Source organism: Lacimonas salitolerans, from assembly GCF_042677865.1.
GTDB classification, from domain to species: domain Bacteria; phylum Pseudomonadota; class Alphaproteobacteria; order Rhodobacterales; family Rhodobacteraceae; genus Lutimaribacter; species Lutimaribacter salitolerans.
In genome coordinates this window covers 38,860-56,325 of record NZ_JBHUDD010000155.1, presented here as the reverse complement: position 1 = coordinate 56,325, position 17,466 = coordinate 38,860, and the positions used below count along the sequence as shown (strand labels likewise).

16 protein-coding genes are annotated in these 17,466 nt (G+C 64.4%); 12 read left to right on the top strand and 4 right to left on the bottom strand.

The window, feature by feature from the left end:
- Positions 1-83: 83 nt before the first annotated feature.
- The 3 genes from ACFTOW_RS17730 to miaA all read right to left on the bottom strand — a co-directional run bounded on the left by ACFTOW_RS17730 (position 84) and on the right by miaA (position 3,737).
- Entirely contained in the window at positions 84-1,757 is a 1,674-nt protein-coding gene (locus ACFTOW_RS17730; RefSeq protein ID WP_379918196.1) for an ABC transporter substrate-binding protein, read from the bottom strand.
- Positions 1,758-1,977: 220 nt separating this feature from the next.
- Entirely contained in the window at positions 1,978-2,793 is an 816-nt protein-coding gene (locus tag ACFTOW_RS17725) for an AraC family transcriptional regulator (RefSeq protein ID WP_379918194.1), read from the bottom strand.
- A 62-nt stretch (positions 2,794-2,855) separates the two neighbouring features.
- Complete coding sequence (gene miaA / locus ACFTOW_RS17720) at positions 2,856-3,737, bottom strand: tRNA (adenosine(37)-N6)-dimethylallyltransferase MiaA (protein WP_379918192.1); 882 nt, start codon at positions 3,735-3,737, stop codon at positions 2,856-2,858.
- Between the two features lie 132 nt (positions 3,738-3,869).
- Between miaA and pyrH the strand changes: the two genes are divergently transcribed.
- The 12 genes from pyrH (at position 3,870) to lpxB (ending at position 16,042) form a co-directional block, all read left to right on the top strand.
- On the top strand, positions 3,870-4,604 hold the full coding sequence (gene pyrH, locus ACFTOW_RS17715; RefSeq protein WP_379918190.1) for a UMP kinase: 735 nt from the start codon (positions 3,870-3,872) through the stop codon (positions 4,602-4,604).
- A gap of 71 nt (positions 4,605-4,675) precedes the next feature.
- Positions 4,676-5,236 (top strand): ribosome recycling factor, encoded by a 561-nt coding sequence (gene frr / locus ACFTOW_RS17710; RefSeq protein ID WP_379918188.1) that lies wholly within the window; start codon positions 4,676-4,678, stop codon positions 5,234-5,236.
- A gap of 34 nt (positions 5,237-5,270) precedes the next feature.
- A complete protein-coding gene (gene uppS / locus ACFTOW_RS17705; RefSeq protein WP_379918186.1) occupies positions 5,271-5,999 on the top strand; it encodes a polyprenyl diphosphate synthase in 729 nt (242 codons plus the stop codon).
- Entirely contained in the window at positions 5,996-6,790 is a 795-nt protein-coding gene (locus ACFTOW_RS17700) for a phosphatidate cytidylyltransferase (RefSeq protein WP_379918184.1), read from the top strand. The genes uppS and ACFTOW_RS17700 overlap by 4 nt, the downstream gene beginning before the upstream one ends.
- Positions 6,787-7,959 carry a 1-deoxy-D-xylulose-5-phosphate reductoisomerase gene (gene dxr / locus ACFTOW_RS17695; protein ID WP_379918182.1) on the top strand — a complete coding sequence of 391 codons (1,173 nt, stop codon included), beginning with the start codon at positions 6,787-6,789 and terminating at the stop codon, positions 7,957-7,959. The genes ACFTOW_RS17700 and dxr overlap by 4 nt, the downstream gene beginning before the upstream one ends.
- 36 nt (positions 7,960-7,995) lie before the next feature.
- Complete coding sequence (rseP, locus tag ACFTOW_RS17690; protein WP_379918179.1) at positions 7,996-9,339, top strand: RIP metalloprotease RseP; 1,344 nt, start codon at positions 7,996-7,998, stop codon at positions 9,337-9,339.
- Positions 9,340-9,673: 334 nt separating this feature from the next.
- Positions 9,674-12,067: an outer membrane protein assembly factor BamA gene (gene bamA, locus ACFTOW_RS17685; protein WP_379918177.1), complete on the top strand. Its 2,394-nt coding sequence runs from the start codon at positions 9,674-9,676 to the stop codon at positions 12,065-12,067.
- Positions 12,067-12,657 carry an OmpH family outer membrane protein gene (locus tag ACFTOW_RS17680; protein ID WP_379918175.1) on the top strand — a complete coding sequence of 197 codons (591 nt, stop codon included), beginning with the start codon at positions 12,067-12,069 and terminating at the stop codon, positions 12,655-12,657. Before bamA ends, ACFTOW_RS17680 begins: the two co-directional genes overlap by 1 nt.
- Before the next feature lie 77 nt (positions 12,658-12,734).
- Positions 12,735-13,199, top strand: coding sequence for a 3-hydroxyacyl-ACP dehydratase FabZ (gene fabZ, locus ACFTOW_RS17675; protein WP_379918173.1), 465 nt, complete (start codon positions 12,735-12,737; stop codon positions 13,197-13,199).
- Positions 13,200-13,204: 5 nt separating this feature from the next.
- Complete coding sequence (gene lpxA, locus ACFTOW_RS17670) at positions 13,205-13,990, top strand: acyl-ACP--UDP-N-acetylglucosamine O-acyltransferase (RefSeq protein ID WP_379918171.1); 786 nt, start codon at positions 13,205-13,207, stop codon at positions 13,988-13,990.
- A gap of 4 nt (positions 13,991-13,994) precedes the next feature.
- Positions 13,995-14,891: an LpxI family protein gene (locus tag ACFTOW_RS17665; protein ID WP_379918169.1), complete on the top strand. Its 897-nt coding sequence runs from the start codon at positions 13,995-13,997 to the stop codon at positions 14,889-14,891.
- A complete protein-coding gene (gene lpxB / locus ACFTOW_RS17660; protein WP_379918218.1) occupies positions 14,888-16,042 on the top strand; it encodes a lipid-A-disaccharide synthase in 1,155 nt (384 codons plus the stop codon). The genes ACFTOW_RS17665 and lpxB overlap by 4 nt, the downstream gene beginning before the upstream one ends.
- Here the strand turns inward: lpxB and ACFTOW_RS17655 are convergent, their stop codons facing one another.
- A complete protein-coding gene (locus ACFTOW_RS17655; RefSeq protein WP_379918167.1) occupies positions 16,043-17,464 on the bottom strand; it encodes a protein adenylyltransferase SelO in 1,422 nt (473 codons plus the stop codon).
- Between the last annotated feature and the right edge of the window lie 2 nt (positions 17,465-17,466).

Here is a 17,466-nt window from a genome sequence, read left to right as displayed (position 1 = left end):
TTCGGCCATCTTGCTTGTGACGGTCACCCGTCAGGAAAGGCTGGGGGCGCGCAGCTGTGCCGACGCGCGCCCCCGATCTTGGATCAGGCGTTCACGTACCATTTGTAGATCTGCGGCATGTAGGCGATGTGCATGTCACAGCCTGCCACATTGTCGTTGTAGTGACGGAACAGCGAGCGCCAGTAGGGCTGGATCGTCACGCCGTCCTCGATCAGCATGCGCTGCAACTGGCCCGCGATCTCGCGCCGCTCGTCGGCATCCGCGATCGCGTTGGCATTCGACAGCATGGTGTCGAACTCTGGGTTGGAGTAGCCGAATTCGTTCCATGCCACGCCTGAGCGGTAAGCCAGACCCCAGGTGATCGTGGCCAGCGGGCGGTGGTTCCAGTTGGTCGAGCTGAACGGGTATTTCGTCCAGTCGTTCCAGAAGGTCGAGCCGGGCAGCAGCGAGCGGCTGACGTTGATGCCGGCATCGCGCAACTGGGCGGCCACAGCGTCGGTGGTGTTGCGCCGCCAGTCGTCGTCGATCGAGACCAGTTCGATCTCGGTATCGGCCAGCCCGGCCTCTTCCCACAGTTCGCGGGCGCGGTCGGGATCAAAGGGCAGGCGCTCGACCGTCTCGTCGGTTTCGGGGTGCACCGGGGCGGCATGGTCGTTCTTGGCGACAACGCCGCGATCCGAATAGCCCAGTTCCAGGCAGACCTCGTTGTTGACCGCCATCACCAGCGCCTGGCGGGCGCGCTTGTCGGCAAAGATCTGCTTGCCATCCACTTCGGCCAGCTGGTTGGGGCGCACGACGATGGTTGCCCCTGTCACCACCTCGGACTTGGTCCAGCCCAGACCATCAAGGATGTCGATGAAGTCACCGACGCTTTCGTACAGGATGTCGATTTCCTCGGCGTCGGCAGCGGCCAGCCATGCGGCGGGATCGGTGCCGTAGTCGATGTATTCGATCCGGTCGAAATAGAACCCGCCCTCTTCAAAGGCGTCGTCGCCCCACCACGGGTGATCGGATTTGACCACCACGGCCTTGACCCCGACATCCAGGCTTTCGACCACCATCGGGCCGGTGCCCACGAGTTCCGAGATATCTGCATCCGCATCGAAGGACTCGTGCACGATCTGGGCCGGGTAGTCGCTGAAGTTCGGGATGATGGTGATGTCCGGCGATTTGCAGCTCAGGCGCAGCGTGTGATCGTCGACAACCTCGATCGCGCCATCGGCTGCGCGGCCGGTGTCCTCGTCGATCAGCGAGTTCATCCGCGCGGCCATCGAGTTGCCCTCGACCGAGCTGTCGCACCAGCCGCGGATGTTGCGTGCCACGTCCTCGGCGGTGAAATCGTCGCCGTTGTTCCACTTGATGCCCTGGCGGACCTTCAGGGTGTATTCGGTGGCATCTTCATTGGCTTCCCAGCTTTCCAGCAGCAGGCCACGGAACGTGCCGTCATTATTGTATTCGACCAGGTATTCCAGCGTGCCCGCGGTCAGATAGGCGATCTGGGTCCAGTCAAACGTGCGCGGATCCTTGAAGGCGCGCACTTCCATCTGCATGCGGATCGTGCCGCCCCGGTTGGGGGTGGCCTGCGCCGCCGCGGGGCTTCCAAGACCGCCAAGCGCGTAGGCCGTCGCGGCCGTGACACCAAGAGCGGTGGTCCGGGCCAGAAACTCGCGGCGGCTCAGCTTGCCGGCCTTGAATTCGTCCGCGTACATCCGCGCCGCGTCATGCACGGTCTGGGTTACGGGTGTTGTCTGCGTCATTGTCGTCTCCCTGTGACACACTCGATTATTGAGTTTTTCTTTTGTCGCTGTGGTGCAGTCCGCCTGAGTGGCGCCGCCGGGGCAGTAGCTTCCCCGTTGGAAAAACATTCGGCACCAGTTTCCTGCACACGTCAACGCCTTCAATCGCCATATCACATCCAAAATGCGACATCTTTTTCATACAAAAGCGACATAGGGCATTGGCGCAACCTGAAAATCCCTATTTTCGGATTTTCACCCGGTTTGCCGCGCTACGGCGCAACGTGCTTGGGCATTCGCCCGTATGTTGCGTGATGAAGCGCGAGAAATAGGCCGCGCTGCCAAAACCGAGGTGATCCGAGATACGCGACAGGGCGGCATCAGACCCTTCGATCAGATCGCGCGCGGCATGCAAGGTGACCTGGGTCTGCATCTCGGCGGCGGTCAGCCCGCAAAGCTGTTTGCACGACCGGCTGAGATGGGTCGGCGTCACGTCCAGCGCCTCGGCCAGCCCGGTCATGGTGATGCCGCTGCGGTACTGCCGCACCAGCAGGTCACAATAGGCCGCGACAAGGCGGCGCGCGGCGGGCTCGCTTTGCTGGTCCGGCTCGACGGCCTGACGTTGCGTCCATACCCCGACCAATTGCGCATAGGCGCGCATGGCCCGGTCGCGCAGCGGCGCGTCGCGGATGTTTTCGCGGCCCATCGCCTCGAGCAGCGCGGTCAGTTCGGTTTGCGCCTGCTGGTCGCGAATGCGCAGATGCCGTGCCGTGCGGCCAAACCCGAGGGCCGCGCCATCCGGCAGCATCAGCGCCAGACCAAAACATTGCGCGCCCGGTTCGAGCGCGTGCAGAGTGCCTGCGGGGATGAACAGCGCGTTGTGCACCCCAAGCCCGCGCCGCTGCCCTTCGAGGATGACGCGACCCTGCCCGCGCGTGATCCAGATCAGCAGATCATGGTCGCAGGCGTGCAGCAGGTCCAGACGCCAGGCGGCACCGCCTGCATATTGCTGGACGGTCTGGATGATGGGTGCGGTCAGGGTGGGCTGATGTTGCATACTGTCCTTACCGTCATGCGGGAGGCGAGTCTGCGCACAGTGTGACAAACCATGGCAAAGATTCAAAGCGTCTTGGCGGGAACCTGCGTCCATCCGCCCATCCGGGCACGAAACCACGTCCGCTGACGCTTGGCGAACTGCCGTGTGGCGATGGTTGCAGCCTCGCGCGCGGCGTCCAGCGTGATCTCGCCGCGCAGGTGGGCAATCAGCTCGGGGGCGCCGATGGCCTTGGCCGCGGGCAGGGCGGGGGACCAGCGCGGCAGGATCGCGCGGGCCTCGTCCAGCGCGCCAAGCTCCAGCATCCGGTCGAACCGCTGCGCGATCCGGGCGTTCAGCCAGTCGGTATCGGCCATGACCAGCAGCGGCATTGTGTCGGTCAGCGGCAGCAGTGGCGGCGGGGTGTCGTCCTGCCAGTCGGCCAGCCCGCGCCCGGTGCTGCGCAATACCTCCCACGCGCGCTGCACGCGCATCGGGTTCCGGCGGTCGATCCGTGCGGCGGTGGCGTCATCCAGCCCGGCCAGCAGCGCGGGCAGGCCGTCATCGCGCAGCCGCGCGTCGGCCTCGGCCCGGATGTCGGGCGGCGTGGCGGGAATATCGGCCAGCCCCTCGGTCAGCGCGCGAAAATACAGGCCCGTGCCGCCGACGATGACGGGGCGGGCACCGCTTTGCAGAATTGCCGCAGCCTCGCGCAGCCAATGGCCCACCGAATAGGCAAAATCGCAAGGCACATGACCGTAGAGGCAATGCGGTGCGCGCGCCTCATCCGCCGCATCTGGCCTTGCCGTCAGCACGCGCCAGCAGTCGAACACCTGAATCGCATCGGCATTGACGATCACGCCGCCACCGGTTTCGGCAATGCGCAGCGCCAGGGCGGATTTGCCGCTGGCGGTGGGGCCTGCGATCAGAACGGGCCGGTCGGGGGGAATGTCATGGATCATCTGCATGGATGCGCGATGTAGCGGCAAAACCGCGCCGGTTCAAAACCCATTGCGCATATGGGCCGATCCCGCATTGAACCCGGCCGCGTTTTGCGACAGTTTGCCCGCGATCCTCACATACGCACGGAGCTCCTGCCCATGGCCGACGCCGCCCAGACCCCGAAACCCGCCTTCAAGCGGGTGATGCTGAAAATATCGGGCGAGGCGTTGATGGGTGATCAGGGGTTCGGCCTGCATCCACCCACGGTGCAGCGAATCGCCCGCGAGGTGAAGGTGGTCCATGACCTGGGGGTAGAGATCTGCATGGTGATCGGCGGCGGCAACATCTTTCGCGGTCTGGCAGGCAGCGCGCAGGGGATGGAGCGGACAACCGCCGACTACATGGGCATGCTGGCCACGGTGATGAATGCGCTGGCGATGCAATCGGCGCTTGAGGGTCTGGGCGTCTTTACCCGCGTCATCAGCGCCATCCGCATGGACGAGGTGGCCGAGCCCTATATCCGCCGCCGCGCGGTCCGGCATCTGGAAAAGCAGCGGGTCTGCATCTTTGCCGCCGGCACCGGCAATCCGTATTTCACCACCGACACGGCAGCCACGCTGCGGGCCAATGAAATGGCCTGCGAGGCGATCCTGAAGGGCACCAAGGTGGACGGGGTCTATGACAAGGACCCGATGAAACATGACGACGCGGTGCGCTATGACAGCGTGACCTATGACGAGGTGCTGGCCCAGCATCTGAACGTGATGGACGCCAGCGCCATCGCGCTGGCGCGCGACAACAACCTGCCGATCATCGTGTTTTCGCTGGACGAACCCGGCGGGTTCAGGGGCATCCTGGCGGGTGAGGGCACATATACCAAGGTGCATGGCTAGGCTGGCCAAATCCGCGGGCTTGGATTAGACCGTTCTGCAAATCGACACATCACCAAGCTGCAAGGGCCATCATGTCAGACGACTTCATTCTTGATACGGACGATATCAAACGCCGCATGGACGGTGCCATGGCATCGCTGAAAACCGAATTCGCGTCGCTGCGCACGGGGCGGGCCTCGGGCACGATGCTGGAACCGATCATGGTGGATGCCTACGGCCAGCAGACACCGATCAACCAGTTGGGCACGGTCAACGTGCCCGAACCGCGCATGGTCACGATCAACGTCTGGGACCGCTCGATGGTGTCCAAGGTGGAAAAGGCGATCATGAATTCGGGGTTGGGGATCAACCCGCAGACCAACGGCACGATCATCATGCTGCCGATCCCCGAACTGAACGAGGAACGCCGCCGCGAGCTGGGCAAGGTCGCCGCGCAATATGCCGAACATGCCCGCGTCGCCGTGCGCAACGTGCGCCGTGACGGGATGGACCAGATCAAGAAGGCCAAGGACCAGATGTCCGAGGATGATCAGAAGTTCTGGGAATCCGAAGTGCAGGACCTGACCGACACATACATCAAGATGATCGACGAGGCGCTGGACAACAAGCAATCCGAGATCATGCAGGTTTGACACTTGCTGATTTGAAAAAAGGCGGCGCATTTTCTTGAAACCCGGCTCTCATACCAAAAGCACCCCCGCGGCCCATGTTGCGATCATCATGGATGGCAACGGGCGCTGGGCCACGCAACGTGGCCGCCCGCGCCTGTTCGGGCATCATGCCGGGGCCAAGCGCGTCCGCGAGATCGTCGAATCATGTCCCGATCTGGGCGTGAAATACCTGACGATATTTGCCTTTTCGACCGAGAACTGGCGCCGCACGCAGGTCGAGGTGGCCGGGCTGATGAGCCTGTTCCGCCGCTATATCACCAAGGAGGCGCGCGATCTGCGTGACGAGGGCGTGCGCGTGCGCTTTATCGGCGACCGGGTGCGGCTGGATGCCAAGCTGTTCAACCTGATGGACGAGCTTGAGCAGATGACCGAATCCAATGACCGGGTGCATCTGACGATCGCGCTGAACTATGGCGGCCGCGACGAGGTGGCGCGCGCCACCAAGCGGCTGGCGCAGGATGTGGCCAGCGGCCGGCTTGACCCCGAACAGGTGGACGAGGAAACCCTGCCGCGATACCTGGACACCTACGTGCTGCCCGATCCCGATCTGGTGATCCGCACCAGCGGCGAGGCGCGGATATCGAACTTCCTGCTGTTGCAATCGGCCTATGCGGAATACGAATTCATCGACACGCTGTGGCCCGATTTCACGCGCGACGAGTTTGCCCTGTTGCTGGACAGCTATTCCAACCGCGACCGCCGTTTCGGTGCCGTGACCGCATGAAGGCGGTCGTCTCGAAATGGGACGATCTGTGGGTGCGGGTGGCATCGGCGGTGGCGATGCTGGCCATCGGCGCGGTCGAGGTCTGGTTGGGCGGGCTGTGGTTTCACTTGTTCGTCGGCGGGATCATCGGGTTGATGATCTGGGAACTGGTGCGCATGCTGACCGGCGACGGGGGCGGCGCCGCGGTGCAGCTGGCGCTGCTGTCGGGGGCGGTGATGGTCGCGCTGAACCATGTGCCCGACATGGTCATCCTGCCTGCCATAGCCGCAATCGTCATCGTCGGGGCGATAATGATCCGGACCTTTCGCAAATCCTGGCTGATCTATGCGCCGATGATCCTGCTGGCGGGCTATTCCCTGTGCTGGATTCGCGACGGGCTGGGCATTCCGTTTCTGATCTGGCTGTTGTGTGTGGTGATCGCGTCGGATGTGGGCGGGTATTTCGTGGGCCGCGTGCTGGGCGGGCCAAAGTTCTGGCCTGCGATCAGCCCCAAGAAGACATGGTCCGGCACGGTGGCGGGCTGGGTCGGGGCCGGCGTGGTGGGGCTGCTGTTCCTGAACGTGTTCGAGGCCTATTTCGGTGTGCCTGTTCCGGCATGGGCCGTCGTCATGTTCTCGATGCTGGTGGCGCTGGCCGCGCAACTGGGGGACATCATGGAAAGCGCCATCAAGCGGCGGGCAGGGGTCAAGGACAGCTCGGCCCTGATCCCCGGGCATGGCGGCTTGCTCGACCGGTTCGACGGGCTGATCGGTGGCGCGTTGCTGGTTCTGGCTCTGGGGATGGTGACATGACGCGGCGGGTCAGCATCTTTGGCGCGACAGGCTCGATCGGGCAAAACACGATCGACCTGATCGCACGCGATCCGGCGCGGTTTCAGGTCGTGGCGCTGACCGGCGGGCAAAACATCGCGCAACTGGCCGCCGATGCGCGGCGTCTGGGTGCGGAACTGGCTGTCACCGCCGATCCCGCGCGGCTGGAGGATCTGCGCGCGGCGTTGGCAGGCTCCGGCGTAGAGGCGGCAGCCGGGCCCGCGGCTCTGGTCGAGGCGGCAGCGCGTCCTGCCGACTGGATCATGTCGGCCATCGTGGGTGTTGCCGGGCTGGCCCCGGGGCTGAAGGCGCTGGAGCAGGGCACGACGCTGGCGCTGGCCAACAAGGAATCGCTGGTCACCGCCGGGCCACTATTGATGGCGACCGCGCGTCAGCATGACGCGCGCATCCTGCCGGTGGACAGCGAGCATTCTGCTATTTTTCAGGCGCTGGTGGGCGAGGATATGGCGGCGGTCGAGCGGATCGTGATCACCGCCAGCGGTGGGGCGTTCCGCGATTGGCCGCTGGACCGGCTGGCAAAGGCATCGGTGGCCGAGGCGTCCTGCCATCCCAATTGGGATATGGGCCAACGCATCACCATCGACAGCGCGTCGATGTTCAACAAGGCGCTGGAAGTCATTGAAACCCGTGAATACTTTGGCATCGCGCCCGATCAGATCGAGGTGTTGATCCACCCTGAATCCCTGATCCACGCGCTGGTGGGGTTTCGCGACGGGGCGCTGATGGCCCATGTCGGCCCCTCGGACATGCGCCACGCCATCGGCTATGCGCTGAACTGGCCCGAGCGCCGGGATCTGCCGGTCGAACGGCTGGATCTGGCACGCATCGGCCAACTGAATTTCCGCGCGCCCGACACTGCGCGCTATCCGGCGCTGGATCTGGCACAGCAGGTGATGCGCATCGGCGGTCTTTCCGGCGCGATCTTCAACGGGGCCAAGGAGCGCGCGCTGGATGCGTTCATTGCCGGGCGGCTTGGGTTCACCGACATGACGGCGGTGGTTGCGGGTGTGCTGGACAGGCTGTCGGCACAGTCCGGCCTTCTTGATGCCGAAATCACCCTTGATAACGTGGCCCGAGCGGACCATCTGGCACGTCAGGACGTCGACGATCAAATCGCGCAAAACTGCTGACACGGCGCTTGCAGGCAGGCAATAAAGGACAGGCTTTTGGATATCATTTCGCTGCTTCCCCAGTTTGGCAACCTTCTGGGCACGCTGGCTGCTTTCGTCGTGGCCTTGTCGGTGATCGTGGCGATCCATGAATACGGCCACTATATAGTCGGGCGCTGGTCGGGCATCCATGCGGATGTGTTCAGCCTTGGCTTTGGCCCTGTGCTGTTCGCCCGGACGGACAAGCGCGGCACGGTCTGGCAGATCGCGGCGCTCCCCTTTGGTGGTTATGTCAAGTTTCGCGGCGACGCCAATGCCGCCAGCGCCCCTGATGGCGAGGCGGTGCGCGAGATGACGCCCGCAGAGCAGCGCAGCACCATGGCCGGTGCGCCGTTGTGGGCGCGCACGGCGACCGTGGCGGCGGGGCCGGTGTTCAACTTCGTTCTGGCGATTGCGCTTTTCACTGCAGTGGGCATGACGCGCGGTGTCGCGGTTGACCCGCTCACCATCGGGGACATGCGCCCGCTGCCGCAGGAAACCGCGTTGCAATCGGGCGATGTGCTGCTGGAAATCGGCGGCATCCCCGTACCGGATTTCGAGAACACCACCGGGTTTGACGATCTGCTGAACGCTTTGCCGGAACAACCCCGGCTTGAATATGTGGTGGATCGGGACGGCCAGCAAATGGCGCTGGATGGCCCCTGGCTGATGCCGCCCCTGGTCACGCAACTGTCTCCGCAATCGGCGGCGTTTACGTCCGGGTTGCGGGTGGGCGATGTGATCACTGCCGTGGATGGCACGCCGATCTTTGCCTTTTCGCAACTGCGCGACCGGGTCGAAGGGGGCGCCGGCACACCGCTTGCCCTTACGGTCTGGCGCGCGGGTGAGGAGCTGGAGCTGACGCTGACCCCGCGCCGAGTCGATGAACCCCAGCGGGAAGGTGGATTCCAGACCAACTGGCGCATCGGCATCGTGGGAGGCATGGCGTTTGAACCGGCCACCGCCGCGCCCGGGCTGGGTCAGGCGCTGTGGGGGGGTGTGCAGGGCACCTATGAAATCATGCGCGGCTCGATCTCGGGTCTGTGGCACATGGTGACGGGCGCGATTTCAAGCTGCAACATGTCGGGGCCCATCGGAATTGCCGAGGTGTCGGGGCAGATGGCCAGCCAGGGCGCATGGAATTTCATCTATTTCATCGGCGTCCTGTCAGCGGCGGTGGGGTTGTTGAACCTGTTTCCCATCCCCGTGCTGGATGGCGGGCATCTGGTGTTCTATGCCTACGAGGCCGTCCGAGGGCGTCCGCCCAGCGATCTTGCGCTGCGGATCATGATGACCACGGGCCTGTTCGTGATCCTGTCGCTGATGGTGTTTGCCCTGACGAATGACATCTTCTGCCCCTGATCGCGTGCGCCGGTGGCTGCGATTTTGCCCAAATCGTGCCACAATGCTCTTTTAATGTTTGCACCGAACAGATGACTAAGGCGGGTGTGACATGCAAACGATACAGACAGGCGCGCGGGGTCTTGGGCTGTTGGTCCGGTTGAACTGGGACCGCATCCTTTTCGTGGTAACCATCTACATGTGCGTCGCATTGGCGGTATATTTCTACAGCTTGTGATCCAACCGGAAATTCGATTTCGCCTGCGCGCGCCCTTCCGGGGCGCGTTTGGCGTTTTGACAAGGGGCATCAATGCCGATAGTCAGGATGCGAACGCTTCTCTGACTGGGGATTTTGATGATCGACGCATCTGCTGCGCTGGGACATGTCCCTGCCAAGACAGCCACCGGACTGCGCAGCATCGGCGCGTTGGTTTTCCTTGTTTTTGCAATGGCTTTCGCAGGCCTGCCCGAGAAGGCCGAAGCACAAAGCTACAGCTTTTCCAACGTCAGAATCGAAGGCAATCAGCGCATCCAGGCGTCCACGATCCTGTCCTATGCGGGAATCGCGCGGGGCCAGACGGTATCGGCGGGCACTCTGAATGACGCCTATCAGCGCATTCTGGCCTCGGGCCAGTTCGAAACCGTTGCGCTGGAGCCACGCGGGAACACGCTGGTCATCTCGGTCACGGAATTCCCGACGATCAACCGGATCTCTTTCGAGGGCAACCGCCGCATCGATGACGATGTGCTGGGGCAGGTCATCGAAAGTCAGTCGCGCCGGATCTACAGCCCGAATGTCGCCGAACAGGACGCCACCCGTATCGCCGAAGCCTATAACAACGCCGGACGCCTGGGCGCCCAGGTGACCCCGCGCATCATCCGCCGGGGCGACAACCGCGTCGATCTGGTCTACGAGATCTTCGAAGGCGGTCTGGTCGAGATCGAGCGGATCGGCTTTGTCGGCAACCAGGCCTATTCCGACAATCGCCTGCGCCGGGTGCTGGAAACCAAGCAGGCCGGCCTGCTGCGCGCCTTTGTCCGCAAGGACACGTTCGTGGCCGACCGGATCGAGTTCGACAAGCGGGTGCTGACCGACTTCTACAACAGCCGCGGCTACGTCGATTTCCGCACCACCTCGGTCAATGCCGAACTGGCGCGCGAACGTGACGGCTATTTCCTGACCTTCAACATCTACGAAGGCCAGCAATTCAGGTTCGGCGCCATCACCACCACATCGGAGTTGTCCGATGTGAACGTGGACGAGTTTCAGGAGGCGCTGCGCGTGCGTCCGGGCGTGGTCTATTCGCCTAGCATCGTGGAAAACTCGATCGCGCGGCTGGAAACGCTGGCGATCCGCAAGGGGCTGAATTTCGTGCGGGTCGAGCCGCGCATCACCCGCAACGATCGCGATCTGACACTGGACGTGGAATTTGCCCTTGTGCGCGGCCAGCGCGTATTCGTCGAGCGGATCGACATCGAAGGCAACGCCACCACGCTGGACCGGGTCGTGCGCCGCCAGTTCAGGATCGTCGAAGGCGACCCGTTCAACCCCCGCGAAATCCGTGAAAGCGCGGAACGCATCCGCGCGCTTGGCTTTTTCGCGAATGCAGAGGTAAACGCGCGCGAAGGCTCCAGCCCCGATCAGGTGGTTGTCGACGTGAATGTCGAGGAACAGCCCACCGGGTCGCTGTCCTTTGGCGGCGCATTTTCCAGCTCGACAGGTTTTTCGTTGACCGCATCGCTGAGCGAAGACAACTTTCTGGGCAGGGGGCAGCGGATAAACCTCTCGCTGTCGGGCGCCGAGGACAACCGCGTGTACCGTCTGCAGTTCACCGAACCTGCACTTTTGGGGCGTGACCTGGAGTTCGGCATCGATGTCGGGTACATCGAAACGGACAACCTGAACGCCAACTACGATACCGAACTGCTCCGCTTCCGCCCCAGCCTTGGCTTTCCGGTCAGCGAGCGCGGACGCCTGAACCTGTTCTACCAGGCCGAAAGCGTGAACATGGAGGCGGATTACGAGAATCTTGTCGATCCGAATGTTCCGTCGGTCACGGGCAGCGTGATTTCGCAGGAGGCGGACCTCGGCCGCGTTCTGACCAGTTCGGTCGGCTATACCTACACCTATGACAGCCGGATCAACGGGTTGAATCCCAACGCCGGATACCGTCTTCAGTTCGGTCAGGAGTTCGCCGGGGTTGGCGGCGAAAACAAGTTTATTCGCACCAGCGCCAAGGCGACCGCCGAAACCAAGGTGTTCAACGAAGAGGTGACATTGCGCGCCTCGATCGAAGGTGGTGCACTGTCATTCAGCGAAGGCACATCGCGGGTGACCGACCGATACAATATCGGCGGGTCGATCATGCGCGGTTTCAGCCCTGACGGGATCGGGCCGCGGCAATACGATGATACCGATGGCAACAACGTCGTAAACGATGCCCTTGGCGGCAACATGTATGCCGTTGCCAAGTTCGAGGCGGAATTCCCGCTGGGTCTGCCGGAAGAGTACGGCATCCGGGGCGGCGTGTTCTATGATATCGGCTCGGTCTGGGGATTGGATGACAGCCTTGCGGTGGGCGCTAACGGTATCCTTTACGACGATTTCTCGCTGCGTCAGGTTGTGGGGCTGTCGGTGTTCTGGACCACGCCGATCGGGCCTCTGCGGTTCAACTTTACCAAGGCGTTGGAAAAGGAAGACCGCGACGACGAGCAGACGTTCAACGTTTCGATTTCGACCCGGTTCTGATGCGGCGCTTGGCGGCGGTTCTGGCGGCCTGTCTGGCGCTGGCCGCCCCGGTGGCGGCGCAATCGCTGTCAGAGGGCGAGCAGGTGTTCCGCAGCCCGGTCCTGTCGATCAACTACGACAGGTTTTTTGCCGGCTCGCGACTGGGCCGTGAGATGGTGGGCCAGCTTGAGGCAGAGCGCGTGATGCTCGAGGCCCAGAACCGCCGGATCGAGGCAGAGCTGGAAGCCGAGGAAATCGCGCTGACCGAAGCGCGCGACACCATGGCCCCCGAAACCTTTCGCGGGGCCGCCCGTGCCTTTGACGAGAAAGTTCAACGGATTCGCAGCGAACGCCGGCAGCTGGCAGTCGAGTTGACCCAACAGGGCGACACCCTGCGCAATCGGTTCGACGAGGCAGCACTCCCGGTGCTGACGGACATCGTGCGCGAGGCGAACGCGGTCGTGGTCGTTGACAGCCGGTCCGTGGTGCTGACGCTTGATGTGATCGACATAACCAATCTTGCGATACGGCGACTGGACGAGGCCGATCCTGACGTCGAATTCGATATGCCTGAAAGCGAAAGCCAGCCGGACACCGCCACCGATCCCTGACGCGCCCCGGAGCTTGCCCCGGGCAGGGGGAGTTGCTAGGGACATGCTACAGCCCCTGACCCACCAAGGATACCGCCATGAGTGACACGCAGCAAAGCGCCGATATCCAGTTGATCCAGCGCATTCTGCCGCATCGCTATCCGTTCCTTCTGGTGGATCGGGTGGTCGATATCGACGGCACCGCCAGTGCCGTGGGCCTCAAGAATGTCACCATGAACGAGCCGCATTTTCAGGGGCATTTCCCCGGCACGCCCATCATGCCGGGCGTCACCATCGTCGAGGCGATGGCCCAGACCGCGGCGGTGATGGTTGGCGTGGCGATGGATCTGGCTGACAAGAACCTGCTGATCTATTTCATGGGCATCGACGGCTGCAAGTTCCGCCGCAAGGTGGTGCCCGGCGATCAGTTGCGGATGGAACTGACCACGCTGCGCGGCAAACCCGGCGCGAAGGTCTGGAAATTCAAGGGCATCGCCACCGTCGACGGGGATCTGGCCGCCGAGGCCGAGTTCACCGCGATGATGGACCTGCCGCAGGAGTAAGCCGCATGGCCAGCCACATCCACCCCTCTGCGATCATCGAGGATGGCGCGCGTTTGGGCGCGGATGTGCGCGTGGGCCCGTTCTGTCATGTGGGGGCCGATGTGCATCTGGGCGACGGAGTCGAGCTGAAAAGCCATGTGGTGATCGGCGGTCAGACCAGCGTGGGGGCCGAGACGGTGATCTTTCCCTTTGCCGTGATCGGCGAGATCCCGCAGGATCTGAAATTCAATGGCGAGAAGACACGTCTGGAAATCGGCGCGCGCAACCGCATTCGCGAGCATGTGACGATGAACACCGGCACGGATGGCGGCGGCAGGGTGACCCGCGTGGGCGATGACGGGCTGTTCATGGCGGGCTGCCATGTGGCCCATGATGCGCAGCTGGGCAACCGGGTGATCATCGTCAACAACTCGGCCATCGCGGGCCATTGCGTGATCGAGGATGACGTGATCGTGGGCGGACTGTCGGGCGTGCATCAGTTCGTGCGCATCGGGCAGGGGGCCATCATCGGCGCGCTGTCAATGGTGGCCAATGACGTGATCCCGCATGGTCTGGTGCAGGGCCCGCGCGGCGAGCTGGACGGGCTGAACCTTGTGGGGTTGAAGCGGCGCGGCGTGGCGCGGGCGGATATCACTGCGCTGCGTGCCGCGTTCCAGATGCTGGCGCAGGGTGAGGGTACGTTCCAGGACCGCGCCAACCGTCTGGGCGAGGAGACCACCAGCGACTATGTCCGCCAGATCGTCGCCTTTGTCACCGCCGGCACTGACCGGCATTTCCTGACGCCACGGTAGGCCGGTGCTGGCGCTGATCGCAGGGCGGGGCCGGTTGCCCGCGGCGGTGGCCGCGGCCCGGGACACGCCGCCGCTGATCTGCGCGCTGGAGGACTTTGCGCCCGACGGGCTGACGCCTGAAATCACCTTTCGTCTGGAAACGCTGGGCACATTCCTGCTGCAACTGGGCAATCGTGGCGTGACCGACGTCTGCCTGTGCGGCAGTATCGATCGCCCCTCACTTGACCCGAATGCGCTGGATGCGGAGACCGCGCCTCTGGTGCCGCTGCTGCGCGATGCGCTGGCGCAGGGCGATGATGGCGCGCTGCGGGTGGTGATGGACCTTCTGGAGCGGACGGGATTCGCCATCCGCGCCGCGCATGACCTGGCCCCCCATCTGCTGCCCGACCCCGGCGTGCCGACCCGGCGTCAGCCGCAGCAGACCCACCGCGAGGACGTGCCCGTCGCGCTGGACACGCTGGCGGAGATGGGCCGCGCCGACGTCGGGCAGGCCTGTGTGGTCAAACGCGGTCGCGTGCTGGCGCGCGAAGGGCAGGATGGCACCGACGCGATGCTGCGCCGCCTGACCGTGCCACGCGACAGCGGTGCGCCAGATTTCGGGCCGATCACGTGGTCCTTTGATCTGGCGGGCGACATGATCGGGCAGGCGGCTGACTGGCTGTCGAACACGACCGAGGATGCCCCGGATGCCCCCGGCGCGGGCGCGATCCTGTTCAAGGCGCCCAAGCCCGGGCAGGACCGGCGCGCCGATCTGCCCACCATCGGCCCCGACACCGCCCGCCGCGCCGCCGAGGCCGGGCTGGACGGCATCGTGATCGAGGCGGGTGGCGTGATCGTGCTGGAGCGCGATCAGGTCGTGGCGATACTGGACGCGATGGGCATGTTCCTGTGGATCCGCTGAAGGTTTTCGTGATCGCGGGCGAGGCCTCGGGCGACCGGCTGGGGGCGGCGCTGATGGCGGGGCTGAAATCGCTGCGCACGGTCGCGTTTCAGGGCGTGGCAGGCCCGATGATGCAGGCCGAAGGGATGCAAAGCCTGTTCCCGATGGAGGAGCTGTCGGTCATGGGGCTGGCCGAGATCCTGCCAAAGTACCGCCAGCTCAAGCGCCGGATCGACCAGACAGCGCAGGCGGTGCTGGCGGCGAAACCGGATGTCCTGATCACGATCGACAGCCCCGATTTCAGCCTGCGTGTGGCGCGGCGGGTCAAGGCGGCCAGCGATATCCGCACGGTGCATTACGTGGCGCCCACGGTCTGGGCCTGGCGGCCCGGGCGCGCGGCAAAGATGGCGCAGGTGATCGACCAGGTGCTGGCGCTGTTCCCGTTCGAGCCGCCGTTCATGCAGGCGGCTGGCATGCGTTGCGATTTCGTGGGCCATCCTGTGGTGTCCGAGCCGGTGGCGGATGCCGCCGAGGCGCAGGCGTTTCGCGCAGCGCAGGGTCTGGGTGATGCGCCGCTGCTGCTGCTGCTGCCCGGGTCGCGCCGGGGCGAGGTGGGGCGGCTGATGCCGGTATTCGGGGACGTCTGCGCGCGGTTGCGCCGGGATCAGCCGGGCTTGCGCGTGGTGATCCCGGCGGTGACGCATGTGGCGGACATGATCGGGCAGGCGACGGCGGCGTGGCCTGACAAACCGCTGATCCTTGATCCGCGCGGGGTGGATGCCGCGACCTTTGCCGCCCACAAGCGCGCGGCCTTTGCAGCGGCGGATGTGGCGCTGGCGGCGTCGGGCACGGTGTCGCTGGAACTGGCCGCATCAGGCACGCCCATGGTCATCGCCTATGACATGACCTGGCTTTCCCGGCAGATCATTTCGCGGATGCTGCTGGTGGATACGGTCACGCTGGTCAATCTGGTGTCCGATACCCGCGTGGTGCCCGAATTCATCGGTTCGAAATGCCGACCCGACCTGATCGCGCCCGCTGTGCGCGATGTGCTGGCCGCCCCAGAGGCCCAACGCGCGGCGATGGAGCTGACGATGGAGCGGCTGGGTCGGGGTCAGGCCGCGCCGGGCCTGCGCGCGGCGACGGCGGTGTTGTCGGGACTGGACGGCTGATCAGGTGCCGCAAAAGGTGTTCTGCACCACCTCGTCCGGCCGTGGCGGTTGCTTGAGGTCTGCGGCCTCGGGGTGATCGTCGAAGGGGCGTTGCAGCACGTCAAGCATACGCTCGAACGGCGCGAAATCGCCCTGCACGGCGGCCGCGATCATCTGTTCCACCCGGTGATTGCGCGGAATGACGGCGGGGTTGGTGGCGCGCATCAGCGCCTGTGGTTCATCCTCGGCCTTCAGCCTGTGCTGCCAGCGCGCGTGCCATGCATCGAACCCGGCGGGATCGGCGAATTGGTCCCTGGCGGTGCCATCGATCAACCCCCGGAACGTGTTGCTGAAATCCGCCCCGTGATCCTGCATCAGCTTGAGCAGATCATCCACCAGCGCCGTATCGCCCTCTTGGCGGGTTGCAAGCCCCAGCTTGCGGCGGAACCGCAATTGACGCTCGGCCTCGACCCGTGCGGGCATGGCGTGGATCATGGTGGTGAATTGCTGCACCGCCGCATCGGCATCGGGCATCAGCGGTACCAAGGCCGAGGCAAGCTGCGCCAGGTTCCATGCGATGATCTGCGACTGGTTCTGGTAGGAATACCGTCCCTGCCGGTCGATGAAGGAATAGACCGTGATCGGGTGATAGACATCCATGAAGGCTGCCGGGCCATAATCGATCGTTTCGCCCGACAGCGTGGTGTTGTCGGTATTCATCACCCCGTGGATGAACCCGATGGACAGCCAGTCGGCCACCAGCGCGGCCTGCCGGTCGATCACGGCCTCCAGCATCTCGGCGGGGTCTTTGGCATCGGGATAGTGGCGCGCGCGCGTGTGGTCATAGAGGGCCGTCAGCGACGCAAGGTCACGGCGCGCGGCGAAAAACTCGAAGGTGCCGACGCGGATATGGCTGGAAGCCACGCGGGTCAGCACGGCACCGGGCAGGGGACCATGCTCGCGCAGTACGGGATCGCCGGTGGCCACCGCAGCAAGTGCGCGGGTGGTCGGGATGCCAAGCGCATGCATTGCCTCGGACAGCAGGTACTCGCGCAGCACCGGCCCCAGCCAGGCGCGCCCGTCGCCCATGCGGCTGTAGGGCGTGCGCCCCGATCCTTTCAGCGCGATGTCGCGGCGTTGTCCTGATTGGTCCAGCACCTCGCCCAGCAGCACGGCCCTGCCATCGCCCAGTTGCGGGGAAAAGCCGCCGAACTGGTGCCCGGCATAGGCCTGCGCCAGCGGATCGGCCCCTGCTGGCACCGTATTGCCGGCAAACACCTCGGCCAGCCCGGCAGGGTCCGAGGTGTCGATGCCAAGCTCTGTGGCAAGCGTGGCGTTGAAAGCCAGCAGCGCAGGGGCGCTGACCGGGCTGGGGGCAAGGCGGCTGAAAAACCCGTCGGGCAGCCGGGCATAGGAATTGTCGAAGGCGATGCTGATGCTCATAC

Excerpts from the sequence above, each read along its gene's own strand:
- fabZ (WP_379918173.1), top strand. The coding sequence starts at position 12,735 with ATGAGTGACACGCAGCAAAGCGCCGATATCCAGTTGATCCAGCGCATT.
- dxr (WP_379918182.1), top strand. The coding sequence starts at position 6,787 with ATGACGCGGCGGGTCAGCATCTTTGGCGCGACAGGCTCGATCGGGCAA.
- ACFTOW_RS17730 (WP_379918196.1), bottom strand. The coding sequence starts at position 1,757 with ATGACGCAGACAACACCCGTAACCCAGACCGTGCATGACGCGGCGCGG.
- bamA (WP_379918177.1), top strand. The coding sequence starts at position 9,674 with ATGATCGACGCATCTGCTGCGCTGGGACATGTCCCTGCCAAGACAGCC.
- frr (WP_379918188.1), top strand. The coding sequence starts at position 4,676 with ATGTCAGACGACTTCATTCTTGATACGGACGATATCAAACGCCGCATG.
- pyrH (WP_379918190.1), top strand. The coding sequence starts at position 3,870 with ATGGCCGACGCCGCCCAGACCCCGAAACCCGCCTTCAAGCGGGTGATG.
- ACFTOW_RS17700 (WP_379918184.1), top strand. The coding sequence starts at position 5,996 with ATGAAGGCGGTCGTCTCGAAATGGGACGATCTGTGGGTGCGGGTGGCA.
- ACFTOW_RS17655 (WP_379918167.1), bottom strand. The coding sequence starts at position 17,464 with ATGAGCATCAGCATCGCCTTCGACAATTCCTATGCCCGGCTGCCCGAC.
- ACFTOW_RS17680 (WP_379918175.1), top strand. The coding sequence starts at position 12,067 with ATGCGGCGCTTGGCGGCGGTTCTGGCGGCCTGTCTGGCGCTGGCCGCC.
- miaA (WP_379918192.1), bottom strand. The coding sequence starts at position 3,737 with ATGCAGATGATCCATGACATTCCCCCCGACCGGCCCGTTCTGATCGCA.
- ACFTOW_RS17725 (WP_379918194.1), bottom strand. The coding sequence starts at position 2,793 with ATGCAACATCAGCCCACCCTGACCGCACCCATCATCCAGACCGTCCAG.
- lpxA (WP_379918171.1), top strand. The coding sequence starts at position 13,205 with ATGGCCAGCCACATCCACCCCTCTGCGATCATCGAGGATGGCGCGCGT.